Origin of the sequence: Afipia broomeae ATCC 49717 (assembly GCF_000314675.2) — a bacterium.
Taxonomy (GTDB): Bacteria; Pseudomonadota; Alphaproteobacteria; order Rhizobiales; family Xanthobacteraceae; genus Afipia; species Afipia broomeae.
Map to the genome: position 1 here is coordinate 1,031,915 of NZ_KB375282.1, position 23,069 is coordinate 1,054,983.

Below are 23,069 nucleotides of genomic sequence, written 5' to 3' on the forward strand. Positions count from 1 at the left end.
CCTCAAAAAGCCCGTCCAGATCAACTGCTATCGCCGCGCAGAAATGCAGGACGCCCTTGTGGGTTTGCCATGGCGACAATACATCTCGGCCATGCCCCGCTACTTCTTCAACACCCGTATTGGCGAGACGCTTATTCCGGACCCCGAGGGCGAGGAGCTGCGCGACCCGGATCACGCCTGGGAGGTCGCGCGTGCGACCATCCGGCAGATCCTTCAGGAAGAGGGCAAGGAACCGGGCCTGCTGTCGGCGTCACTCGAAGTCACCGACGAAGCCGGCGAAATCGTGCTCGAGTTTCCGTTCAGCGAAGCGCTTGAGATTCCGGACGAGCCACAGTCGCGGCACTGATACCGCGTTGGGACGCCGCAGGGTCGTCTTCGCCCTGCGCCAGCTTGGCGGCAACATCGGCGACCAGCTCAGCCGCAAGTGTGTCCGGTGAAGCCAGCCAGCTTGCCGTAAATGTCAGCGTCGGTACATGCAGATCGGTGGACAGGAGACGAAGCTGGCCTTCCGCCAGTTCACGCTCGACGATCGCTGTCGGGATCACTGCGACTCCCAGACCATCGGTCGCCATGCGGATCACTGTTCCCAGTGAGGCGCTGGCGTGCAGCCTTGTGTGCGGCAGATCGGGCCGATTGAACAGGGATCTCACGATTTCATATGGCTGCGTCTTGCGTGCGAATGTGATGATCGCGAACCGCGCCAGATCATGCACCGTCAGCACGCGGTCGCCGAGACCAAGCATGGGGCTGGCGACAAACGAAATCGGATAATCGCAAAGCACGCGGTTGCGCACGTTCGAGAACGACAACGGCCCGAGACAAAACGCGAGATCGATCTCCTGCGCCAGCAGCCGCGCGCGAAGATTCGGCGTGATGTCGACTTCGACTTCGAGCGACAGATTTGGATGTGTGCTTGCGACGCGTTCGATCAGTTGCGGCAGCCAGGTGTGAACGATCGTCTCGGAAACGCCGAGACGCAGGATGCCGCGCATCGCGGATCGATCCATCACCGCGGCCAGCATCTCGGAGCGCAGCGCGATCAGCTTCTCGGCATACTGCATCATCTGCCGTCCGCTCGGCGTCGGCATCACGGTGCGGCTGTCGCGTTGCAGAAGCTTCACGCCGATCTCGGTTTCAAGCTGGGCGATGCGCTGAGAGATTGCGGGCTGGGTGGTGTTGAGCTTTCGCGCTGCGCCGCCGAAGCTTCCAAGCGTCACCACCCAGAGAAACGTCTCGATTGACTTGAAATCGATCATGCCCGTTTATCTCGCTACCTATTAGTTCAGCTTATCGTTTCTTATAAGAAAACACGACTAGACTTTATCGAACGGCAATGATCCACTCTTTTCTGCGATAAATGGAGTGGTCTTATGCTTTCGGCAGCCCAGCAGATGTCTCCAACCGGTCAGCGCTCGGGCGCTGATCTCCCGAGCCGGGACGCGCGGCTGGCCTATCGGTCCGGCAAGGTGGGGGTGACGGCCGGCGTTGCGCCGGGCTTCGTTCAGGGCAATCTCGCCATCCTCCCGGAAAAACTCGCTTCGTCGTTCCACCGGTTCTGCCAGCTCAATCCCAAGCCATGCCCGATCATCGGTATGTCCGAAGTCGGCGATCCCCGCATTCCGGCGCTCGGCGTCGACCTTGATCTGCGCACCGATCTGCCGCGTTACCGGATCTGGCGCGACGGGAAGCTGGTTGAAGAGCCGACTGACATCATGGCGCACTGGCGCGATGATCTCGTCGCCTTCGTTCTCGGCTGCTCATTTTCGTTCGAGGAAGCGCTGATCGCCGACGGGCTGAAGATCCGCCATATCGAGGAGAAGCGGAACGTCCCGATGTATCGCACCAACGTTCCCTGCGCCTCCGCGGGTCCGTTCGCGGGACAACTGGTCGTCTCGATGCGGCCGTTCAAGCCTGCGGAAGCGATCCGCGCGATTCAGATCACCACGCGTTTCCCGGCTGTGCACGGTGCGCCGGTGCATTTCGACAAGCCGGAGATGATCGGCATCAAGGATATTTCCAAGCCTGACTATGGCGACGCAGTGAGCATTCAGCCCGACGAGGTGCCGGTATTTTGGGCGTGCGGAGTGACGCCGCAATCGGTCATTCTGCAATCGCGGCCTGATTTCGCGATTACTCACGCACCGGGCCATATGCTGGTGACGGACGTCCGCAATTCGGAATTTTCGATTCAGTGAAATTTGCCCAACCAGCCACAAAGTCTTTGCCTGAAATAAGGCGTCGTCACACACAGGAGTAATGTCGATGAATCGTCGCGAAGTATTGTTGTCCGGTGTTGCCCTGTCTCTGGCCGGTACCGTCGGAACGCGCGCCTTCGCGCAGGGCGGCGAAGTCCTGATCGGCTGCATCTGGCCGCTCACGGGGCCGACAGCGCAGATCGGCGCCGATGCGCGCCATGCACTGGAAACCGCGGTGGACATCGTCAACGGATCGCACGATCTCGACCTGCCGACGGCGAAGAATGCGGGCCTTGCCGGCCTCGGCAACGCCAAGATCAAGCTTGTTTTCGCCGACCATCAGGGGGATCCGCAGAAGGGCCGCGCCGAGGCCGAGCGCCTGATCACCCAGGACAAAGTGGTTGCCATCTGCGGCGCTTTCCATTCATCGGTGTCGGCGACGGTCAGCGCATCCTGCGAGCGCTACGGCATTCCCTATCTAGCGGCCGACTCGTCGTCGCCCAGCCTGCATCGCCGCGGCCTCAAGTTTTTCTTCCGGGCTGCCGCGCATGACGAGATGTTCTCGCTTGCGATGTTCCAGTTCATGGATGCGCTGAAGAAGAAGGGCAAGAAGATCGACAGCGTGGGGTTGTTCTACGAAGATACCATCTTCGGAACCGACTCCTCGAATGTGCAGCGCAAGCTCGCCGCCGACCGTGGCTACAAGGTCGCCGTCGACATCAAGTATCGCGCTTCTTCGCCATCGCTGACCGCCGAGGTGCAACAGATCAAGAGCGCCAATCCGGATGTGCTGCTGCCGTCGAGCTACACCACCGACACGATTCTCCTGATGAAGACCATGGACGAACTCGGCTACAAGCCGAACAACATTCTCGCGCAGGCGGCGGGCTTCTCGGACAAGGCGACCTTCGACGCGGTGGGCGACAAGCTCAACGGCATGATCTCGCGCGCCAGCTTCTCGCTGGACCTCGCGGCCAAGCGCCCGTCGGTCGGCAAGGTCAACGAAATGTTCAAGGCGCGCGCCAACCGCGATCTCAACGACAATACCTCGCGGCAGTTGACCGCAATTCTCGTTCTGGCCGACGCCATCGATCGTGCAAAGTCCACCGACGGCGAAAAGATCCGCGCGGCGCTGGCGGCCACCGATACGCCCGGCGAGAAGACGATCATGCCGTGGAAGCGCATCAAGTTCACCGCCGAAGGCCAGAACGACGATGCCGATCCGGTGCTGCTGCAATATCTCGGCGGCAAGTTCGTCACCGTGTTTCCGGAACAGGCCGCGATCGCCGAGCCGAAATGGCCGATGAACGGCTAAGGTGCGACAAGGCGCTGGCTTCATGCCGGCGCCTCTTTCATGAATGCTGCGACCGTAGTTCCCGGCGGCGGGGCCGCCTTGCACCTTTCCCGTGATGGATTGCTTCCGGTGACAACACAGGCCTTTCTTCAGGTAATCGCGAGCGGCCTTCTGATGGGGCTGATCTACGCGTTGATTGCGGTTGGCCTGTCGCTGATCTTCGGTCTGATGGACGTGGTCAACTTCGCCCACGGCGAATTCCTGATGCTCGCGATGTACGCGACCTTCGGGCTGGTCTTCATGACGGCACTCGATCCCGTCGTGCTGGCGCCATTGGTGGTGGCGCTGATGTTCGTGCTGGGTGTGTCGGTCTATGCCGGCATCATTCGCTATGCGATGCGCGCCAAGGCCAATCCCGGCATGGTGCAGATTTTCGCGACCTTCGGTCTCGCGCTGCTGATCCAGGGTCTGGCGCAGTACTTCTTCACGCCAGACTATCGCAACATCGCCAACACCTGGCTCGGCGGAAAGACCCTCAACGTGGGCGGAGTGTTTCTGCCGTGGCCGCAGATTTTCGGCGGGGCGGTCTCATTGGCAGTGTTCGCCGGACTGTACTGGCTGATTACCCGCACCGACTTTGGCAAAGCGCTGGAAGCGACGCGCGAAGACCAGGGGGCGGTGGCGCTGGTCGGCATCGATCGCAACCGCGTGTTCGCGCTTGGCTGGGGGCTTGGCGCCGCGCTGGTCGGAATTGCGGGCGCGGTGCTGGCGATCTTTTATTACATCCATCCGCAGGTCGGCGGCACCTTTGCGCTGATCGCTTATGTCACCGTTGCGCTCGGCGGCTTCGGAAGTATCTTCGGCGCGCTGGTCGCGGGCGTGATCGTCGGGCTGGTCGAGGCGCTGACGACTCTGATCCTGCCGGCATCGCTGAAGTCGGTCGGCGTCTATTCACTCTACCTGCTGGTCCTGTTCGTCAGGCCGAGCGGCCTGTTCGGGAGGCTGTGATGACCCAGAACACCATCACCACATCCTCAATGTCCTCGTTCATCGGGGGCCGGCGGCGGCAGCTTCTGACAGCGCTCGCCGTATTTGTGGTCATCGCGCTGGTGCCGCGTCTGGTCACCGACGTTTATATGATGAATGTGCTGATCCTGACGCTCCTGTTCGCGGCGCTGTCGCAGAGCTGGAACCTGCTCGGTGGTTATTGCGGACAGGTGTCGCTGGGACACGCGTTGTATTTCGGGATCGGCGCTTACGCGACCAGCATCCTCTATGTGAAGTTTGGCATCACGCCATGGGGCGGGCTTCTCACGGGCGGGATCATCGCCGCGCTGATCGCGCTGGCGCTCGGCTATCCGTGTTTCCGGCTCAAGGGGCACTATTTCTCGATCGCGACCATCGTCATCGCCGAAATTGGCCTGCTGCTGTTTCATAACTGGGACTATGCCGGCGCCGCGCTCGGCATCCAGTGGCCATTTACTCCGGACTCATGGTGGACGTTGCAGTTCGCGCGGGACAAGGCGCCTTACTTCTATTTCGCGCTCGCACTGTTCGCGGTCACCTGGCTGGTGACATTCGCCATCGTCGAGTCGAAGTGGGGTTACTGGTGGCGCGCCGTGAAAGACAACGCGGAGGCGGCGGAAAGCCTCGGCGTTACGATCTTCCACTCCAAGATGGCGGCCGCCGCGATCTCGGCATTTTTTACCGCAGTCGGCGGCGGCTTCTATGCCGCGTTCGTCTCCTATATCGATCCGGACAGCGTGATGCATTTCCGTTTCTCGCTGCTCATGGCGCTGCCTGCCGTGCTCGGCGGTGTCGGATCGCTGTGGGGGCCGGCGATCGGCGCGCTGATCCTGATACCGCTGGCCGAGCTGACGCGCTCCTATCTTGGCGGTTCGGGTTCCGGTCTTGACCTCGTGATCTATGGCGGGCTGGTCATGATCGTGTCGCTCACGCGGCCTGAGGGCATTCTCAGCATCATCAAGCCTGCAAAGCGCGGGGCGACAGCATGACCGAAAAGCCGCTTGTCACTTGCCGTAGCGTGACACGCCGCTTCGACGGATTGGTGGCCAATGATTCCATCGATCTCGATGTCAGGCGCGGCGAAATCCTCGGGCTGATCGGTCCGAACGGCGCGGGCAAGTCGACGCTGTTCAACCTGATCGCGGGGGCGTTTCCGGTGTCCTTCGGCGTGATCGAATTTGACGGGCGGGACATTACACCGCTGCCTGCGGCCGACCGCTGCGATCTCGGCATTGCGCGCACCTATCAGGTGCCGCGCTCGTTCGATTCCATGTCGGTGGTCGAGAATGTCACTGTCGGTGCGTTCGTGCGCTATCCGGGCGTGTTGCAGGCTCGCGCCAAGGCGCTCGATGTCCTGGATTACGTCGGCCTTGCAGCGCATGCCGACGCGTCCGCAGGAGACCTGACCCCGCCGCAGAAGCGTCGGCTTGAAGTCGCGCGTGCGCTGGCGACCGAACCAAAGCTGTTGCTGCTCGATGAAGTGCTGACCGGTCTCACGCCCAGCGAAGCTGCGGCGGGCGTCGACCTGATCCGCAAGGTGAGGGACACCGGGGTCACCGTCGTGATGGTCGAGCACGTCATGGAGGTTGTGATGCCGCTGGTGGACCGCGCCGTGGTGCTGCATCTCGGCAAGGTGCTGGCGGAGGGATTGCCGAAAGAAGTCGTGCGCGACGAGAAGGTGATCGCGGCCTATCTGGGGGATCGTCACCGTGTTGCTTGATGTCGCGAACCTCACCACGGCTTATCGCGGCCTGATCGCGATCTCCGACATCTCGATCAATGTCGATTCCGGCGAGATTGTCACCGTCGCGGGGGCGAACGGCGCGGGTAAATCGACCTTGCTGAAATCCATCGCCGGGATGGAAAAGCCGAAGTCAGGATCGGTGAATTTCGTCGGCGAACGGATCGATACCATTCCGGCGCATCTGATCACCGCGCGGGGGCTGGCCTTCGTGCCGGAGAACAAACGGCTGTTCCCGCGCCTCAGCGTCGCCGACAATCTGCGGCTCGGCAGCTATCTGCATCGCGGCAGCCCGGATCGCGACAGTCCGCTCGAGTTTGTGTTCAAGCTGTTTCCGCGTCTCGAAGAGCGCCTGTCGCAGCGAGCGGCGACGCTGTCCGGCGGCGAGCAGCAGATGCTGGCGATCGCCCGTGCGCTGATGACGCGGCCGCGCCTGCTGATGCTCGATGAGCCGTCGCAGGGTATCATGCCGAAACTGGTCGATGAGATTTTCCAGGCGGTGCAGCAGATCCGCAATAACGGCGTCACCGTTCTGCTGGTCGAGCAGCGGCTGTCGGAGAGTCTTGAAATCTCCGACCGCGCTTATGTGCTGCAAACCGGCAAGGTGGTGATGAGCGGCCCCGCGGCCGACATCAAGTCCAATCCGGAAGTGCGGCGCATCTATCTAGGCATGTGACGCGATCAACGCCTTGAGCACATCGTCAGGCCGCTCCGCCGTCATCATGTGACCTGCGCGGGGCAGCACGACCGGGTTCGATCCCGCAATCGCGGCAGCGAGTTGCTTGCCCGATTTGAGCGGCGTCATCATATCGCGCTCGCCGAGAATGAGCGTGGTGGCGGCGGTGACCTTTGCGGCTGCCTCCATCGCGGTCTTGTAATCGTTGCAGGCCGCAAGATCGTTGTGAAGCACGCCGGGCGCATCGCGCTCCAGCACGCGCATGCCGCCGCCAAGCATCCACAGGCCGGGAGCCTGCGAGCCGCCGAGGCCCGCGGCGAAACCGAAACCCCAGATCGACACCATGTCGATGGCGTCGTGGTTGTTATCCTTCGCCGCGTTGAGCAGGTCAGGGGACACCGGCATCGCGCCGCCGACTCCGATCAGCGAGAGAGAGGAGACCTTGTCCGGGTAGCGCGCCGCGGCATCGAGCGCGATCAGCGACCCCATCGAATGACCGACAAGACCGGCCTTCTTCGCACCGGCCGCTTCGATCAGCTTGATCGTCCAGTCCGCCATTCCGCCGATAGACGAAATGAGCTGTCCCTCTGAGCGTCCATGTCCCGGAAGATCCGGCGCCAGCACACTGTAACCATGATGGGAAAACCACCGGCTGAACAGCGCCCACATCGAATGATCGAAACCGGCGCCGTGCAGGAAAACCACCAGCGGCAGTTCCGGATTGAAGGGCTTGCCGCCCGTTGTCGCGAAAACCTTGGCGCCGTCCACCGTCAGAATCATGTCTCAAGCTTTCTGCGAAAAGCGAAGCGCCTGGCTGAGATCGCCAATGATGTCCTCGGCGGCTTCGATGCCGATGGACAGGCGGATCAGTTCTTCGCCGATGCCCGCGACTTTCAACTGTTCGGCGTTCATCTGCTGATGCGTGGTGCTGGCGGGATGAATGACCAGCGTCTTGGCGTCGCCGACGTTTGCCAGATGGCTGGCGAGTTTCAGCGCTTCGATGAACTTGCGGCCCGCATCGCGCCCGCCCTTGATGCCGAAGGTGATGATCGAGCCCGCGCCGCGCGGCAGCAGTTTTTTGGCAAGCTCATGATCAGGATGATTGTCGAGCGACGGATGCAGCACCCACTCGACGGCCTTGTTCGATTTCAGGAATTCCAGAACGGCGACGGCATTCTCCACATGGCGCTGCATGCGGACGTGAAGGGTCTCGACGCCTTGCAAAATCTGGAACGCATTGGTCGGCGACAGGCACGCGCCGAAATCGCGCAAACCTTCGGCGCGGGCGCGCATGATGAACGCCTGCGGTCCGAATTCCTCGCTGAAGACAATGCCATGATAACCGGCATAGGGCGTCGTCAGGGTCGGGAACTTGCCGGACTTCTCCCAGTCGAAGTGTCCGCCGTCGACGATCACGCCGCCGATGGCGATGCCATGACCACCGATCCACTTGGTGATCGAGTTCATGACAATGTCTGCACCAAGCTCGATCGGGCGGGAGAGGTAAGGCGTCGCGAATGTATTGTCGATCAGCAGCGGAATGCCAGCGTTATGCGCGATCTTCGCGACGGCGGGAATATCCAGCACTTCGAGGCCGGGATTGCCGATGGTCTCGCCGATCACAAGCTTGGTGTTCGGCTTGATCGCGGCCTTAATGCCGTCGAGGTCGCGTGGCTTGACGAAGGTCGTGGTAATGCCGAAGCGCGGCAACGTATGGGTCAACAGGTTGATCGTTCCGCCATAGAGCGATGCGGACGCGACGATATGATCGCCGGCGTTGAGAAGCGTGGCGATGGCCAGATGCAGCGCCGCCATGCCGCTGGCGGTGCAGACCGCGCCGACGCCGTTTTCCAGCGCCGCGAGCCGTTCCTCAAGCACCGCGATGGTGGGGTTGGAAATGCGGGTATAGATGTGGCCCGCGCGCTCCAGATTGAAAAGCGCAGCGGCATGATCGGCGTCCTGAAACACATAGGATGTGGTCTGATAGATCGGCACGGCGCGCGAGCCGGTGACGGGATCGGGATGCTGGCCCGCATGCAGGCTGAGCGTGTCGAACGCAGGAGGTTTGGGCGCTGCCATTTATCTTCTCTGGTTGCCGGGTGCCGTATCTTTCACGCAGAGCCGTTGATTGCAAGGCCGCTTCGGAATCACTTGCCCGGCCGCGGATCGATCGGGGTGATGGCGCCTAATCCGAGGATATTCTCCAGAATCTTGCCGCCAGCAAGTGCGCGGGCCTCGCCGCGCGGCGGCGCGACGATCTGCAATCCCACCGGCAGATTCTCGCGGGTGAAACCGCAGGGGATCGAGAGACCTGGGCAGCAGGCAATCGTGATCGCGGATACAATGGCGAGCCAGCCGACATAGTTGTCGAACTTTACGCCGTTGCATTCGGCGAGATAGCGCTGCTCGACCGGGAATGGTGCGACGATGGTGGTCGGGCAGAGCAGCAGGTCGTAGGTTTCAAAGAAGGCGATGGCGCGGTTCATCAGGGTGACGCGCTGTGCTTCGGCCCGCTCGATGTCTGCGAGAGTGAGTTTTAGACCTTCCTCGATGTTCCAGATCACTTCCGGCTTCAGCTGGTCGCGATGCGACTTGAGCAATTTGCCTTTGGTCAGCACATAATCATATGCGCGCAGCACATGGGCGCATTCCACGGCTTCCCTGAAATCAGGATGCGCTTCCTCGACGATCACGCCAGCTTCGGCAAAACGGTGCGCGGCCTTTCGCGTGATCTCGGCGACCTCCGGGTCAACGGGCGAGATGCCGAGTGTGGCGGAGTAGGCGATGCGTTTCGGTTTCGCGCCCGAACGTGCGGCAGAGAGAAAGGAGGTCGGCAAGCGTGGCAATGACAACGCGTCGCCGATGTGTTCGCCGGACATGGCATCCAACAGCAGCGCCAGATCTTCGACATTGCGGGCCATCGGCCCGTCGGCGCTGAGCGTGCGGTCGACTTTCGCCGCTTGCGAATGCGCAACCCGGCCGATGCTGGGACGCATGCCGACCACGCCGCAGAAGCTGGCGGGATTGCGCAGCGAGCCGCCGACGTCGGTGCCGTGCGCCAGCCATGCCGTGCCGCTGGCGAGCGCGGCCGCCGCGCCGCCTGATGAGCCGGAGGCCGAGCGGGAGAGATTCCACGGGTTTCGCGTCGCGCCGAACACTTCATTGAAGGTTTGGGCACCGGCGCCGAATTCCGGTGTATTGGATTTGGCGTAAACGATCGCGCCGTTGGTCTCGAGGTTTTCGACCACGATGTTGGATTTGCTGGCGACGACGTCCTTGAAGATCGGCGAACCCTGCGTAGTCCGCACGCCGGCAACGTCGGTGAGGTCCTTGATCGGGACGGGCATACCGGCAAGCAGGCCGCGTTCGGCGACCGGCTTTTTCATCAGCTCGTCGGCGTGGTCGCGGGCGCGATCGAAAGAGAGAATGGGGAGGGCATTGACCTCGCCGTCTACTTTCCGAATTCTGGTTTCCAGCGCGTCGAGCAGGTCGTGGGGTGTAATCTCGTTCTTGCGCAGCCGCTCGACGATATCGCAGGCCGTTGCCTGCACGAGTTCTTCACTGGACCCCACGAAATTGCCTCCCGTTTGTTGGCTGCTTTGATGCCAATATAACGGGAGGCGTTTGAATGGCGAGGCGAAATTAAACGGATTCCGCCTCGCCTGATCAGATCACGTCAGCGCGGAGCGCAGATCAGCGCTTGACGCTGGAGGCTTCGCCGTCCTGAACCTCACCGAACAGTTCCCAGCGCTCGCCCTTGAAGCGCATCAGTTGCAATTGCTCGATGGGGGCAAAATCGGCCTCGCCGGTCTTGATCAGGACGCCCGGCAGCAAGCCGCCTTGCTGGATGCCGCCGATGCTGGCCGCCTGCTTCATGACGTTCTCGCGGGTGAGATTGTCGCCGCACTGCTTCAGCACAACGGCCATGGTCTGCGCCATGTTATAGCCGGTGAGGGCCGAACTGTCCGCGACGTTGGCTTCGGGGACATACTTGGCGAGGAAAGCCTTGTATTCCTTCATGCCGGGATCGTTGTCCCACTGCGGATCTGACGTATCCTTGGCGTAGGCGGCGGAAATCACGCCCTGCGCGTTATCGAATCCGGCTGGCTTCATCACCGTCGCGGTCGAAGCGCTGACGTTGGAAATGATCATCACCGGCTTCCAGGCAAGCTCGCCGACCTTCTTGATGGTCTGCGCGCCGAATTTCGGCGTGGTGAAGATCAGCAGAACGTCCGGATTCAGGGTCTTGAGTTTCACGATATGCGAATCGATCGTCGGCTCGGATAGTTCGTAGCTTTCCTCGGCGATGATCATGGACTTCTTGTCGCCAAGGCCGTCCTGCACGCCCTTGAGGTAATCCTTGCCGAAGTCGTCGTTCTGATAGAGCACGGCGACCTTTGCGTTCGGCTTCTCCTTCAGGAGATACTTCGCGTAGATGCGCGCTTCGCTCTGGTAGCTTGGCAGCCAGCCCATGGTCCACGGGAACGATTTCGGATCGTTCCACTTGGTGGCGCCGGTGGCGAGGAACAGATGCGGCGTCTTCTTTGCGTTCATGTATTTGTGGATCGCCGAGTTCGACGGCGTTCCGAGCGCACCGAACACCAGCAGCACTTCGTCGCTTTCGACCAGCTTGCGCGTTTGCTCGACAGCCTTGGGCGGGCTGTAGGCGTCGTCATAGGAAATGAATTTGACCTTGCGGCCATTAATACCGCCGTCATCATTGACCTTCTTGAAGTAGCCTTCCATCGCCTTGCCAACGACGCCGTAAGCCGAGGCCGGGCCGCTATAGGGAATGATGTTGCCGATCTTGATTTCCGTATCGGTCGCGCCGGTATCGTATTTTTTCTGCGCCATGGCGCTTCCGGTCGCGGCAACCAGAAATCCTGCGGTAACAACAGCGCATAGCGGTTTCGTCAAACGCATTCGGTGTCTCCCTGTTTCTATTATTTTTGTAGACGCGGCGAAGCTTAAGCGCGCTTCGCCTTGTCCTTTTCGTTTTGCGCCATGATGGCGTCACGTGCGGCTTTCCAGTCCGCATCACTCCAGTCGCGCAACTGGTAGAAGTTGCCACCCATGGCCAGCGCCTGGGCGCCGTCCATGGCGATGGTTTCGCCGTTGATCCAGTCGCAGCCCCCGGAAATCAGGAAAGTCGCGAGGTTTTGCAGTTCTTCCATGGAGCCGACACGGCCCATCGGATTCATGGCGATGGTGCGCGCGCCGGCTTCGTCGCCGGGCTTGATGCGCTTGCTCATGCCTTCGGTCGGGATTTCACCCGGCGCGATGGTGTTGAGACGAATGCCGTAGCGGCCCCATTCGGCGGCAAGCGACATGGTCATGGCGTGGATCGCGGACTTGCTCATGGCCGAGGGAACCACATAGGGGCTGCCGTTGCGCACCCATGTCACTGTAATCGACACGACATTGCCGCGGTGACCGCCAGCGATCCATCGCTTGCCCACCGCGTGAGTGACATAGAATGTTCCGTGCATCACGATATTGGCGACCGCGTCGAAGCCGCGCGGTGTGAGATCCTGCGTGCGCGAGATGAAATTGCCGGCGGCATTGTTGATCAGGTCGGTGAGGGGGCCGTCCTTGAACGCCTCCTCGATCATCGCGTCGACGGCGGCGGCGTCGCGGATATCGACGCCATGGGCCGTAACCTTGCCGCCATGCAGCTTCATCAGTTCGGCGGCGGTTTCCTCGCAGACGCCCTTGCGGCGACCGCAAATGTGGATTTCAGCGCCAAGGCTGAGGAATTTGGCCGCCATGGCCTTGCCGAGACCCGTGCCGCCGCCGGTCACTAGAATCTTGCGGCCCGCAAGAAGACGATCTGTGAACATGGTGCAATCCTGCCCTGAATGATATTGTTTGATTAGTTAGTTGATTAATTAAAACAGGGTGGGCTAACCCTGTAAAGAGAAGAGATCAAAAACTGAGGGAGAACGCTATGACAGCCACCAGCGAGCGCATCACGGTTTCGATGTCGGAGGGGGTTGCCGATGTCCGGCTGGTCCGCGTGGACAAGATGAATGCGCTGGATGCGCCGATGTTCAATGCGTTGGTGGACACGGCCGAACGGCTCAGGACCGAAAAGGGTCTGCGTGCTGTGGTGCTGTCCGGCGAGGGGCGCGCGTTCTGCGCCGGCCTCGATATGGGGCGTTTTGCCGCAATGAACGACGGCACCAGCGATCTGCGCGATCTTGCCAAGCGGACGCACGGTCTGGCCAATCACTCGCAGCAGGCGGTGTGGGGCTGGCGGCAGTTGCCCGTGCCGGTGATCGCGGCCGTGCACGGCGTTGCATTCGGTGGCGGTTTCCAGTTGGCGATCGGCGCAGATATGCGTTTCCTCGCGCCTGACACCCGAATGTCTGTGACGGAAATCAAATGGGGCCTGGTGCCTGATATGGCGGGAACGCCGATCCTCGCCCGTCTCGTGCGCGACGACATCCTGCGCGACCTTGCCTTCACCGGCCGGATTTTCTCTGCGCAAGAGGCAATGAGTTATGGCCTTGCGACACGGATTTGCGACGACCCGCGCACGGAGGCTCTGGCAGCCGCGCGCGAGATCGCCGGCAAAAATCCGGACGCCATTCGCGGCATCAAGCGGATGCTCAATGGTCTTGGCGGCGATCCCGGTCCGGCATTGCTGGCGGAATCCGTTGAGCAGATGAAGGTGATGGGAACGCCTAACCAGATCGAGGCGGTGCGCGCCAATATCGAGAAGCGTGCGCCGAAATTTGCCGATGGCTCGAACTGAACGGACGCGGCATGTCAGCGCCGGCGTTAGCGACGGGGATCGTCAGCGGCGATCGCCGCAAGTCCCGTGATGAGGTCAATGAGCGCGCCCGCCTGATCGCGGGCGGGCTTGAGCGGCTCGGCATCAGGCAAGGCGACAGCGTCGGCATCCTGATGCGGAACGATATCGTGTTCCTTGAAGCGGCTTATGCGGTGATGACGCTCGGGGCGTATGCCGTACCGATCAACTGGCACTTCAAAGCGGACGAGATCGCTTATGTCATGGACGATTCCGGTGCGCGCGTTCTGATCGGTCACAGCGATCTGTTGCATGGGCTCGATGGTGTGGTTCCTGCGGGTGTCACGATGCTCAGCGTGCCGCCGCCGCCGGAAATCGTTGCCACCTACCGGATCGATCCTGCGCTCCGTGCATCGGCGCGCGGAGCGGTCGGTTTCGATACGTGGCTCGCGCAGCAAACGCCTTACGACGGTCCCGCGCTGCCCCAGCCGCAGAACATGATCTACACGTCCGGCACCACCGGGCACCCCAAGGGCGTGAAGCGCGATGCGCCGACGCCAGAGCAGAGCGCATCGATGGAAGCGATGCGCGCGTTGATCTACGGATTGAAGCCGGGCGTGCGGGCACTGCTGCCCGGGCCGCTGTATCATTCGGCGCCGAACGCATTCGGCCTGCGCGCCGGGCGGCTCGGTGATGTGACGATCCTGATGCCGCGCTTCGAGGCCGAGGAGTTTCTGCGGATCATCGACCAGCAGAAGATCGACAACGTCTTCATGGTGCCGACGATGTTCACCCGGCTTCTGAAGCTGCCCGAGCAGGTCCGCAAATCCTATGACGTCTCGTCGCTGCGCCACGTCATCCATGCAGCAGCGCCATGCCCCGCGGACGTCAAACGGGCCATGATTGAATGGTTCGGTCCGGTGATCTACGAATTCTACGGCAGCACCGAATCCGGCGCGGTAACGTTCGCGAGTTCGGAAGACGCGCTGAAGAAGCCGGGCACGGTGGGCAGGATTTCCCCGGGCGCTGAATTGCGCTTCCTCGGCGAGGATGGCCGGATTCTGCCGCAGGGCGAGATCGGCGAGATCTACTCGCGCATTGCTGCGAACCCGGACTTCACCTATCACAACCGGCCCGAGAAGCGGTCCGAGATCGAGCGCGACGGTTTCATCACCAGCGGCGATGTTGGCTATATCGACGCCGACGGCTACGTTTTTATCTGTGACCGCAAGCGCGACATGGTGATTTCCGGCGGCGTCAATATCTATCCGGCGGAGATCGAAGCGGTGCTGCACGGAATTTCCGGCGTTCACGACTGCGCCGTGTTCGGGATTCCCGATGAGGAATTCGGCGAGGCGCCGATGGCGGTGGTCGAGCCGCAACCGGGTGCCACGCTCGACGTCGCGGCGATCCGTGAGCAACTCAAGGTTTCGCTGGCGGGTTACAAGGTGCCCAAGCACATCGAAGTTCAGGCCAGCCTGCCGCGCGAGGACTCCGGCAAGATCTTCAAACGGCGGCTACGCGATCCGTATTGGGAGCGGGCGGGGCGCAAAATCTAGGCCGTTTCAGGCGGGTCTTGGGCGGCGTGAAGAAAACACGACAAAATCAAAAGCCGGGCGCAAAATCGTTGCGCGGAATGCACCCGACATGAGCATTCCGGCGCTTGCGCCCGCGAGGAAAAATTGCGACTTGAGAAGGATCGGAACACCTCTCACGGGATGGCGTCATGTCGTACGAAGCGAAACAGTCCGATCTCCGGGACGCAAAGTTTCGCGGCGGCGATCCGGCCGCTTCCGACGACGACGCGCTGCTGCGCGCGGACATCCGGCGGCTGGGGCGCATTCTTGGCGACACCGTCCGAGACCAGGAAGGGGCGGACGTTTTCGATCTGGTCGAGCGCATCCGGCAGACCTCGATCCGTTTCCACCGCGACGACGACAAGCCGGCCCGCCGCGAGCTTGAGGCCATTCTCGACGGCATGTCGATCGCCGACACCGTCCGTATCGTTCGCGCGTTCAGCTATTTCTCGCATCTGGCCAATATCGCGGAAGACCAGAACAACATCCGTCAGCGCCGCGCACAGGACATGGCGGGCACTGCCGCGCGCCCGGGCACCCTGACGCGGGCGCTCATGCGCGCGCAAGATGCGGGCATCGATGCCGATGCATTGCGGGGGTTCTTTGCCAAGGCGCAGGTCAGCCCGGTTCTCACCGCGCATCCGACCGAAGTCCGCCGCAAGAGCACGATCGACCGCGAAATGGAGATCGCGTCCGTCCTCAATATCCGCGACCGGACCCAGATGACTGCGGACGAGATCGCAGCCAGCGACGAGCAGTTGCGCCGCGCCGTGGTGACGCTGTGGCAGACCAATCTTTTGAGGCGCACCAAGCTGACGGTGCTGGACGAGGTTTCCAACGGTCTTTCGTTCTATGACTACACGTTCCTGCGTGAGGTGCCTCGGCTGCACTGTTCGCTGGAGGATCGTCTGGCCGAAGAGGGCGGCACGGCCGTCGATGCGCACGATGTCCCGGAGCTTGCGACATTCCTGAAAATGGGAAGCTGGATCGGCGGCGACCGGGACGGCAATCCGTTCGTAACGGCGGAGGTCATGCGCGGTGCGCTGAATCTGCATGCCACGCGCATCCTTCGCTTCTATCTTGCGGAACTGCACGAACTCGGCGCGGAACTGTCGCTCGCGGCCCATCTTGCCGACGTGTCGCCCGAACTGCGTGCCCTTGCGGGGCAATCCCCGGACCCGTCGCCCCATCGCAGCGGCGAGCCTTATCGGCTCGCGGTCTCCGGCATCTACGCGCGGCTGGCGGCAACGGCGCTGAAACTGAAGATCGAAACCAGCCGGCCGCCGGTTGGTGCCGCGATGGCCTATGCCGGTCCGGATGAACTTGCGCGCGATCTCGACGTGCTGCATGCGTCGCTGGTCGCCAACAACTCGCTGGTGATCGCGCGCGGACGTCTGCGGCATCTGCGCCGGGCGGTGGACTGTTTCGGCTTTCACCTTGCCACGCTCGACATGCGGCAAAATTCTGCCGTACACGAGCGGACCATCGCCGAATTGTTTGAGGCCGCAGCACCGGGCACCAGCTACGGAGAGATGCCGGAAGACGCGCGCATCGCGTTGCTGGCGCGCGAGTTGAACACCGCGCGTCCGCTGGCTTCGCCGTTCGTTGCTTACGGTGAGGAAACGATCAAGGAACTCGCTGTGCTGCGCGCGGCGGCGGAAGCGCATGCGACATTCGGCAGCGGGGTCATTCCCCAATGCATCATCTCGATGACGGAGGGCGTGTCGGACCTGCTTGAGGTCGCGGTTCTCCTGAAGGAAGCGGGATTGGTCGCGCCGGACGGCACCAGCCGTCTCAACATCGTGCCGCTGTTCGAAACCATCGACGATCTGCGGCAGTGCGCGCAGATCATGGACAGCCTTTTCTCGCTGCCGGAATATCGCCGTCTCGTTGACAGTCGCGGCGGCCTTCAGGAGGTCATGCTCGGCTATTCCGACAGCAACAAGGATGGCGGCTTCGTCACCTCGGGCTGGGAGCTTTACAAAGCCGAGATCAGCCTTGTCGAGGTGTTCGAGCGTCATGGCGTGCGCCTGCGGCTGTTTCACGGGCGCGGCGGCTCCGTCGGCCGCGGCGGCGGTCCAAGCTACGACGCGATCCTGGCGCAGCCGGGCGGAGCGGTGAACGGGCAGATCCGCATCACCGAGCAGGGCGAAATCATTTCGAGCAAGTACTCGAACGCCGATGTCGGGCGCCACAACCTCGAAATTCTCGCCGCCGCGACGCTGGAAGCGAGCCTTTTGCAACCGAAGCATTCCGCTCCGCGTGACGAATACATCGCCGCGATGGAGGAACTCTCCAATCTCGCTTATGCGGCCTATCGTAATCTCGTCTATGAAACCGAAGGCTTTGAGGATTACTTCTGGGCCTCCACCGTTATCAGCGAGATTTCGACGCTCAATATCGGCAGCCGTCCGGCTTCACGTACCAAAACGCGCAGGATCGAAGACCTGCGCGCGATTCCCTGGGTCTTCAGTTGGGCGCAATGCCGCCTAATGCTGCCGGGCTGGTATGGCTTCGGCAGCGCGGTGGATGCGTGGGTCAAGCAGCATCCCGATAAGGGCATCACGTTCCTTCAAGAACTGTACCGCGAGTGGCCGTTTTTCCAGACGCTGCTATCGAACATGGACATGGTGCTCTCCAAGAGCAGCATCGCCATCGCGTCGCGCTATGCTGACCTGGTGCCGGACGAAAAGCTGCGCACCATGATCTTCGGTCGTATCCGCGCCGAGTGGCATGGTTCGATCGAGACGCTGCTGACCATCATGGGCCACGACCGGCTGTTGCAGGGAAATCCGTTGCTTGAGCGTTCGATCCGCAATCGTTTCCCGTATCTCGATCCGCTGAACCATGTGCAGGTCGAACTGTTACAGGCGCACCGGTCGCAAAGCACCGACGAACAGGTGCTTCGCGGCATCCAGCTGACCATCAACGGAATTTCCGCGGGGCTGCGCAACAGCGGCTAAAATCAATAACAACGGGAGGTATCGATGACCGAAACTGACACCATTCTTGTCGAGCACGAGGGACCCGTTACCATCGTTTCCATCAATCGGCCGGACCGCAAGAATGCTGTCGATGGCGCCACGGCGCGCCGACTGTTCGATGCCTTTCGCGCTTTCGATGCCGATCCGAATTCGTCAGTCGCGGTGTTCACGGGCACTGGCGGCGCGTTCTGCGCCGGAGCGGACCTTAAAGCTGTGGCGATCGGTGATCGCGAGAAGAAGCGGGAGCTCGGCGGCCACGACACCATCGCGCCGATGGGGCCGAGCCGTCTGCGTCTCAGCAAGCCGGTGATTGCGGCGGTCGAGGGTCACGCCGTCGCAGGCGGCATGGAACTGGCGCTGTGGGCCGACATGCGCGTGGTGGGCGAGGGCGCGACTTTCGGTATTTTCTGCCGCCGCTTCGGCGTGCCGCTGATCGATCTCGGCACCATCCGGTTGCCGCGTTTGATCGGCCATTCACGCGCGATGGATTTGATACTCACGGGACGGCCGGTTGACGCAAAGGAAGCGTTCGACATCGGGATCGCCAATCGGCTTGTGCCAAAAGGCGAGGCGCGGGCGCATGCTATCGCTTTGGCGCAGGAACTGGCGCGCTTTCCCCAGGCCTGCTTGCGCAACGACAAGCGTTCGGCGCTGCGTCAATGGGATCTCGAAGAAGAGAATGCGATCAACGACGAGATGCAGGGTGGTCTCGGTGTGATCGGCTCCGGCGAAACGCTGGAAGGCGCCAAACGTTTCGCCAGCGGACAGGGGCGGCACGGGTCCTTCAGTTAAGGCCGGCCGCTCGTTCTCCTAGATCGCGTCCCACGAGAAGATGTCGGCGGAGCGGTCGAGCTTGTAGAACGACGATTTCAGCGCGGGCATGCCGTGTTCGGCAATGGTCTGCGGCGTCCAGCCGCCATCGCGGTGGATCGAGCGCAGCGGGCGTGACTGACCCATCAGGAAGATTTCGTTCATGCGGACCGCGAAAATCTGCCCGGTGACGTCCTTGGCGGCATCGCTGAGCAGGAACACCGACAACGGCGCGATCTTCTCCGGCCCCATCTGCTGCATGCGCGCGACACGGGCCTTTTCCTCCTCGGTTTCGGTCGGAATGGTGCCGATCAGACGGCTCCATGCGAACGGGGACACGCAGTTCGAGCGCACATTGAAGCGCTCCATGTCGAGCGCGATCGACTTCGAGAGGCCGACGATGCCGAGCTTGGCGGCGGAATAGTTCGCCTGGCCGAAATTGCCGATCAGGCCCGATGTCGACGTGAAGTGCACGAACGCGCCGCTCTCCTGCTCGCGGAAAATGCGGGCGGCAGCGTGCGAGGTGTAGAATGAGCCGAGCAGGTGGACCTTGATGACGGATTCGAACGCCTCGACGCTCATGCGATGGAAGATTGCGTCGCGCAGGATGCCGGCGTTGTTCACCACGCCGTCCAGCTTGCCGTAGGTGTCGACAGCCTGCTTGATGATCTTGCTGGCGGGGATCGCTTCGGCAACCGACTCGAAGTTGGCGACGGCGGTACCGCCGCGTTTCTTGATTTCCTCAACGACTTCCTCTGCGGGTGCCGCGTTGGTGCCCGATCCGTCGGCGGCGACGCCGGGATCGTTGACCACGACCTTGGCGCCCTCGGCGGCGGCGAGCAGCGCGATCTCACGGCCGATGCCACGGCCTGCGCCGGTGACGACGATGACCTTGCCGTCCAGCGATTTCTTGTTCGACATGATGTTGGCTCCTGTTTTCGCTGTCAGCGTTCGTTGGTGAAAATGATGGTGCCGCTGGCGGCGAACATGCCGCCGACGCCATGGCAGACCGAAATCTTCGCGCCCGGGACCTGTGCCGGTGCAATGCCGCGCATCTGCCGAACGCTTTCCTGCAAGGCGTACATTCCATACATGCCCGAATGCATGTAGCTGAGGCCGCCGCCATTGGTGTTCATTGGCAGCTTGCCGCCGATGGCGGTGTTGCGGTCGGCGATGAACTTGCCGGTTTCCTCATGCGGCATGAAGCCAAGATCGCCGAGGCCGAACAGCGGCAGATGCGCAAAGGCATCGTAGATCATCAGGTGATCGACGTCCTTGTGGGCGATGCCGGCCTCGCGGAACGCCGTCGGGCCCGCCACCTTGAACGCGCGAGACGAGTTGAACGTTTCCATCTGGCTGACCATCGGCGTCTCGACGCTCTCGCCGGTGCCGAGGATGTAGACCGGCTTTTGCGGGAAATCCTTGGCGCGGTCGGCGCTGGTCAGGATCAGCGCGCCGCCGCCATCGGTGACGAGGCAGCACTGAAGAATGCGGAACGGGTAGGCGATCATCCGCGAGTTGAGTACATCCTCGACCGTGATCGGGTCCTTCATCATCGCGCGCGGGTTCTTCGCGGCCCATTCACGCTGAACCACCGATACCATCGCGATCTGCTCGTGGGTGATGCCGTAGGTATTCATGTAGCGCAACACGGGAATCGGGAACATGCTGGGCGGACCGTAGACGCCGAAGGGGGCTTCGAACTGGCCCTGCAGGCTGTCGGCGGGAATCGAGCGCGGCAGTTTGCCGATCATCGACTTGCCGCTTTCTGCGTGGGTGATGAGGACCGTCTTGCACAGGCCGGCCTCGATCGCCGCCGCGGCGTGGCGGACATGCAGCATGAACGAACAGCCGCCGACCGACGTGCCGTCAACCCATGTCGGCGTGATGCCGAGGTAGTGTGCGAGCTGTTGCGGCGTTTCGACCGCAGTGGCGATACCGTCGATGTCCGACAGCTTCAGTCCGGCATCCGCCAGCGCGTTGAGCGCGGCGTCCGCATGCAACTGGATTTGCGACATGTCCGGGATGACGCCAAGTTTGGTGGTTTCGGCCGCGCCGACGACGGCAACCTGATTTCTGCGCATGGTCTTAACCCTTCGCCGGGCGGAACTGGGGAAGGGTGATCTTGTCACTGACTTTCTCGAATGCGACTTCGAGTCTCATGTCGAGCACGAGCGCTTCGGGCGTCTGCGGGCAATCGAGAATATTGCTCATCATCCGCGGACCTTCATCGAGTTCAACCACGGCGATGGCGTAAGGCGGGGTAAATCCTGGCGCGGCGGGGCGATGATTGATCACGTAGCTGTAGAGCTTGCCTTTGCCGCTGGCCTTGAAGACGCTGACCTTGCGCGACGCACAGGACGGGCAGAACGGGCGGGGCGGGAAATAGACGTTGGAGCAATCGTCGCAGCGCTGCAGACGAAGTTCCCCTGACTGTGTGCCGTCCCAGAAATGCTGGGTTTCGGGCGTTGGCACCGGCAAGGCGCGCGAAGGTGCAGCCATCTGCAGTCTCTCCCTGATCGTTTGCTTTTGTTAATTGGTCGATTAACTTTATGCAGGTATTCCCCGCCGAGGCAAGTGGCCTTCCTGCGCCGGAAAATAGGGGCGGGCATGCAGGGTTGCTGAGCGGCGCTCAGCTATTGCCGAGAAGTCTCAAGGCCGCGGCTTCAAATGTTTCCAGCGGCTTCATTGTTTTCAGCATGTCGCGATGTTCGTGACCGGCCTTCGCTGTCTGCTGTCGGATATGATCGTCAGTAAGGATCGCTTCCAGCGGCTTCGAGATGTCGACCTGCGGCATGAAACTGTCGATGACTTTTCCGAGGCCTGCCTTCTCGAGCTGAAGTCCGTTCAGCAACTGTTCGATATGGGTCGCGACGATCAGCTGAGGAACGCCGGCGGCGATGGCATGCGCCGCCAGTCCGCCCCCACCGAAGTGAATCGCAAGCCGCGCCGATGCCAGTGTCTCGCTGAGCGGCAGGTGCTGCGCGAAGACCCGTGCTCCGCGACGCAACAGATTTTCGGACTGCTCGCTCGCGATGTCTGGAGCGGAAATGACAAGACGTTCGGCAACGGGGAGCAATGCCGAAACAAGATCGAAGGGTAGCGCGGATAACACGGCTCGCGACAGGTAGACGAAGATGTCGTCTGCATTCTTCCGGGGTTCAAGCGGCGGACTGTCGATGATCGGGCCGGCGAGTGGTTCCGATCTTTGCAGATCGTAGGGGTCGAGCACCGGAAACGTCAGAACAATCTGCACGTCGCCGGCGAACATCTGCGGCAGCCGCTCGAGCGGTGGCCGGGCCAGGGATTGCAGCACCCGATTGACCGTTACCAGCGTTTCGTCTTCGCTCCAGCGCGGTGGGTGGACACGATGGAGCGGCGGAAAGCGTTTCATTTCGCCGGGAGGGGCTGTGTATCCGTTTCCGACCACGATCAGCGGAATCCGGCCGCGCGCCATCAGGCTCGCAGCGGGTGCATAGTCCGCGACGACAAGATCGGGAGAGACGGCTTTCAGGATGTTGTCCCACGATTGCAGCAGCGACCGCAGGCCATGCTCATCACTCAAACCGGCCGAGGCCAGTTGATCGTGCATCGTGGCAGTTGAGCGGAATGATTGTGCCGTCGGCCACGGCGGAGCCTGAAGAACCTCTGCGTTTGCATCCAGCAGATATGCTGCTTCCGGATTTTTGAGCGCAAAGACCGCGCGCACATCGGGCCGCTTCAGCAGCGCAGCGAAGCGTCCCAGATTAGCGATATGGCCAAAGCCGCCGCCGTGCTCCCAGGCAAACAGAACGGTCTTCATAGCGGCGCTTTGCTTTCCACTTTGCGTTGACAACGCAGGCCGGAATACTGGCTATAATGACTGAGCATCAAAAGGCAATCTCATGCGGCCATCTTCTCCCGTGAAGCTCCGCCAGGACGTGCATACTTTCTGGACGGGCCCAGATCTCAGCTATTACGAGGATTTGTCATTGCGCAGCGCGGTCTCCGCCGGCGCGCGCGTTCTGCTGTA

At 61.8% G+C, this 23,069-nt stretch carries 21 protein-coding genes; 11 read left to right on the top strand and 10 right to left on the bottom strand.

Annotated features, from left to right (window positions below; genetic code table 11):
* Positions 1-91 precede the first annotated feature (91 nt).
* Complete coding sequence (locus HMPREF9695_RS04800) at positions 92-346, top strand: DUF6894 family protein (protein ID WP_024573833.1); 255 nt, start codon at positions 92-94, stop codon at positions 344-346.
* On the opposite strand, the gene HMPREF9695_RS04805 is transcribed toward HMPREF9695_RS04800, so the two are convergent.
* Positions 300-1,256 (bottom strand): LysR family transcriptional regulator, encoded by a 957-nt coding sequence (locus tag HMPREF9695_RS04805; RefSeq protein WP_006019682.1) that lies wholly within the window; start codon positions 1,254-1,256, stop codon positions 300-302. The genes HMPREF9695_RS04800 and HMPREF9695_RS04805 overlap by 47 nt on opposite strands.
* 114 nt (positions 1,257-1,370) lie before the next feature.
* Between HMPREF9695_RS04805 and HMPREF9695_RS04810 the strand changes: the two genes are divergently transcribed.
* The 6 genes from HMPREF9695_RS04810 (at position 1,371) to HMPREF9695_RS04835 (ending at position 6,932) form a co-directional block, all read left to right on the top strand.
* Entirely contained in the window at positions 1,371-2,195 is an 825-nt protein-coding gene (locus tag HMPREF9695_RS04810; RefSeq protein WP_006019683.1) for a putative hydro-lyase, read from the top strand.
* Between the two features lie 61 nt (positions 2,196-2,256).
* Positions 2,257-3,510, top strand: coding sequence for an ABC transporter substrate-binding protein (locus tag HMPREF9695_RS04815; protein WP_041711312.1), 1,254 nt, complete (start codon positions 2,257-2,259; stop codon positions 3,508-3,510).
* Between the two features lie 108 nt (positions 3,511-3,618).
* Positions 3,619-4,497 carry a branched-chain amino acid ABC transporter permease gene (locus tag HMPREF9695_RS04820; protein ID WP_024920640.1) on the top strand — a complete coding sequence of 293 codons (879 nt, stop codon included), beginning with the start codon at positions 3,619-3,621 and terminating at the stop codon, positions 4,495-4,497.
* The gene (locus tag HMPREF9695_RS04825) at positions 4,497-5,504 is read left to right on the top strand and encodes a branched-chain amino acid ABC transporter permease (protein ID WP_006019686.1); all 1,008 of its coding nucleotides are present in this window, start codon (positions 4,497-4,499) and stop codon (positions 5,502-5,504) included. The genes HMPREF9695_RS04820 and HMPREF9695_RS04825 overlap by 1 nt, the downstream gene beginning before the upstream one ends.
* Entirely contained in the window at positions 5,501-6,235 is a 735-nt protein-coding gene (locus HMPREF9695_RS04830) for an ABC transporter ATP-binding protein (protein ID WP_006019687.1), read from the top strand. Before HMPREF9695_RS04825 ends, HMPREF9695_RS04830 begins: the two co-directional genes overlap by 4 nt.
* A complete protein-coding gene (locus tag HMPREF9695_RS04835; protein ID WP_006019688.1) occupies positions 6,225-6,932 on the top strand; it encodes an ABC transporter ATP-binding protein in 708 nt (235 codons plus the stop codon). Before HMPREF9695_RS04830 ends, HMPREF9695_RS04835 begins: the two co-directional genes overlap by 11 nt.
* Here the strand turns inward: HMPREF9695_RS04835 and HMPREF9695_RS04840 are convergent.
* The 5 genes from HMPREF9695_RS04840 to HMPREF9695_RS04860 all read right to left on the bottom strand — a co-directional run bounded on the left by HMPREF9695_RS04840 (position 6,921) and on the right by HMPREF9695_RS04860 (position 12,772).
* A complete protein-coding gene (locus tag HMPREF9695_RS04840) occupies positions 6,921-7,712 on the bottom strand; it encodes an alpha/beta fold hydrolase (protein ID WP_006019689.1) in 792 nt (263 codons plus the stop codon). The genes HMPREF9695_RS04835 and HMPREF9695_RS04840 overlap by 12 nt on opposite strands.
* A 3-nt stretch (positions 7,713-7,715) precedes the next feature.
* Positions 7,716-9,011 (bottom strand): O-acetylhomoserine aminocarboxypropyltransferase, encoded by a 1,296-nt coding sequence (locus HMPREF9695_RS04845; protein ID WP_006019690.1) that lies wholly within the window; start codon positions 9,009-9,011, stop codon positions 7,716-7,718.
* 68 nt (positions 9,012-9,079) lie between these two features.
* The gene (locus HMPREF9695_RS04850) at positions 9,080-10,504 is read right to left on the bottom strand and encodes an amidase (RefSeq protein ID WP_006019691.1); all 1,425 of its coding nucleotides are present in this window, start codon (positions 10,502-10,504) and stop codon (positions 9,080-9,082) included.
* 121 nt (positions 10,505-10,625) lie between these two features.
* Positions 10,626-11,855: an ABC transporter substrate-binding protein gene (locus HMPREF9695_RS04855; protein ID WP_006019692.1), complete on the bottom strand. Its 1,230-nt coding sequence runs from the start codon at positions 11,853-11,855 to the stop codon at positions 10,626-10,628.
* Between the two features lie 44 nt (positions 11,856-11,899).
* Positions 11,900-12,772 (bottom strand): SDR family oxidoreductase, encoded by an 873-nt coding sequence (locus HMPREF9695_RS04860; RefSeq protein ID WP_006019693.1) that lies wholly within the window; start codon positions 12,770-12,772, stop codon positions 11,900-11,902.
* A 107-nt stretch (positions 12,773-12,879) separates the two neighbouring features.
* Between HMPREF9695_RS04860 and HMPREF9695_RS04865 the strand changes: the two genes are divergently transcribed.
* From HMPREF9695_RS04865 to HMPREF9695_RS04880, 4 genes are all read left to right on the top strand, one after another.
* The gene (locus tag HMPREF9695_RS04865) at positions 12,880-13,689 is read left to right on the top strand and encodes a crotonase/enoyl-CoA hydratase family protein (RefSeq protein ID WP_006019694.1); all 810 of its coding nucleotides are present in this window, start codon (positions 12,880-12,882) and stop codon (positions 13,687-13,689) included.
* 11 nt (positions 13,690-13,700) lie between these two features.
* A complete protein-coding gene (locus tag HMPREF9695_RS04870; RefSeq protein ID WP_006019695.1) occupies positions 13,701-15,245 on the top strand; it encodes an acyl-CoA synthetase in 1,545 nt (514 codons plus the stop codon).
* Between the two features lie 167 nt (positions 15,246-15,412).
* Positions 15,413-18,226: a phosphoenolpyruvate carboxylase gene (gene ppc, locus HMPREF9695_RS04875; protein ID WP_006019696.1), complete on the top strand. Its 2,814-nt coding sequence runs from the start codon at positions 15,413-15,415 to the stop codon at positions 18,224-18,226.
* Between the two features lie 24 nt (positions 18,227-18,250).
* A complete protein-coding gene (locus tag HMPREF9695_RS04880; protein WP_006019697.1) occupies positions 18,251-19,039 on the top strand; it encodes a crotonase/enoyl-CoA hydratase family protein in 789 nt (262 codons plus the stop codon).
* Positions 19,040-19,057: 18 nt separating this feature from the next.
* On the opposite strand, the gene HMPREF9695_RS04885 is transcribed toward HMPREF9695_RS04880, so the two are convergent.
* From HMPREF9695_RS04885 to HMPREF9695_RS04900, 4 genes are all read right to left on the bottom strand, one after another.
* A complete protein-coding gene (locus HMPREF9695_RS04885; protein ID WP_006019698.1) occupies positions 19,058-19,978 on the bottom strand; it encodes an SDR family NAD(P)-dependent oxidoreductase in 921 nt (306 codons plus the stop codon).
* A 23-nt stretch (positions 19,979-20,001) separates the two neighbouring features.
* On the bottom strand, positions 20,002-21,141 hold the full coding sequence (locus tag HMPREF9695_RS04890; RefSeq protein WP_006019699.1) for a thiolase C-terminal domain-containing protein: 1,140 nt from the start codon (positions 21,139-21,141) through the stop codon (positions 20,002-20,004).
* 4 nt (positions 21,142-21,145) lie between these two features.
* On the bottom strand, positions 21,146-21,559 hold the full coding sequence (locus HMPREF9695_RS04895; RefSeq protein WP_006019700.1) for a Zn-ribbon domain-containing OB-fold protein: 414 nt from the start codon (positions 21,557-21,559) through the stop codon (positions 21,146-21,148).
* Positions 21,560-21,689: 130 nt separating this feature from the next.
* Positions 21,690-22,859, bottom strand: coding sequence for a glycosyltransferase (locus tag HMPREF9695_RS04900; protein WP_006019701.1), 1,170 nt, complete (start codon positions 22,857-22,859; stop codon positions 21,690-21,692).
* Between the last annotated feature and the right edge of the window lie 210 nt (positions 22,860-23,069).

Excerpts from the sequence above, each read along its gene's own strand:
- HMPREF9695_RS04800 (WP_024573833.1), top strand. The coding sequence starts at position 92 with ATGCCCCGCTACTTCTTCAACACCCGTATTGGCGAGACGCTTATTCCG.
- HMPREF9695_RS04805 (WP_006019682.1), bottom strand. The coding sequence starts at position 1,256 with ATGATCGATTTCAAGTCAATCGAGACGTTTCTCTGGGTGGTGACGCTT.
- HMPREF9695_RS04810 (WP_006019683.1), top strand. The coding sequence starts at position 1,371 with ATGCTTTCGGCAGCCCAGCAGATGTCTCCAACCGGTCAGCGCTCGGGC.
- HMPREF9695_RS04815 (WP_041711312.1), top strand. The coding sequence starts at position 2,257 with ATGTCGATGAATCGTCGCGAAGTATTGTTGTCCGGTGTTGCCCTGTCT.
- HMPREF9695_RS04825 (WP_006019686.1), top strand. The coding sequence starts at position 4,497 with ATGACCCAGAACACCATCACCACATCCTCAATGTCCTCGTTCATCGGG.
- HMPREF9695_RS04830 (WP_006019687.1), top strand. The coding sequence starts at position 5,501 with ATGACCGAAAAGCCGCTTGTCACTTGCCGTAGCGTGACACGCCGCTTC.
- HMPREF9695_RS04840 (WP_006019689.1), bottom strand. The coding sequence starts at position 7,712 with ATGATTCTGACGGTGGACGGCGCCAAGGTTTTCGCGACAACGGGCGGC.
- HMPREF9695_RS04845 (WP_006019690.1), bottom strand. The coding sequence starts at position 9,011 with ATGGCAGCGCCCAAACCTCCTGCGTTCGACACGCTCAGCCTGCATGCG.
- HMPREF9695_RS04855 (WP_006019692.1), bottom strand. The coding sequence starts at position 11,855 with ATGCGTTTGACGAAACCGCTATGCGCTGTTGTTACCGCAGGATTTCTG.
- HMPREF9695_RS04860 (WP_006019693.1), bottom strand. The coding sequence starts at position 12,772 with ATGTTCACAGATCGTCTTCTTGCGGGCCGCAAGATTCTAGTGACCGGC.
- HMPREF9695_RS04865 (WP_006019694.1), top strand. The coding sequence starts at position 12,880 with ATGACAGCCACCAGCGAGCGCATCACGGTTTCGATGTCGGAGGGGGTT.
- HMPREF9695_RS04870 (WP_006019695.1), top strand. The coding sequence starts at position 13,701 with ATGTCAGCGCCGGCGTTAGCGACGGGGATCGTCAGCGGCGATCGCCGC.
- ppc (WP_006019696.1), top strand. The coding sequence starts at position 15,413 with ATGTCGTACGAAGCGAAACAGTCCGATCTCCGGGACGCAAAGTTTCGC.
- HMPREF9695_RS04880 (WP_006019697.1), top strand. The coding sequence starts at position 18,251 with ATGACCGAAACTGACACCATTCTTGTCGAGCACGAGGGACCCGTTACC.
- HMPREF9695_RS04885 (WP_006019698.1), bottom strand. The coding sequence starts at position 19,978 with ATGTCGAACAAGAAATCGCTGGACGGCAAGGTCATCGTCGTCACCGGC.
- HMPREF9695_RS04890 (WP_006019699.1), bottom strand. The coding sequence starts at position 21,141 with ATGCGCAGAAATCAGGTTGCCGTCGTCGGCGCGGCCGAAACCACCAAA.
- HMPREF9695_RS04895 (WP_006019700.1), bottom strand. The coding sequence starts at position 21,559 with ATGGCTGCACCTTCGCGCGCCTTGCCGGTGCCAACGCCCGAAACCCAG.
- HMPREF9695_RS04900 (WP_006019701.1), bottom strand. The coding sequence starts at position 22,859 with ATGAAGACCGTTCTGTTTGCCTGGGAGCACGGCGGCGGCTTTGGCCAT.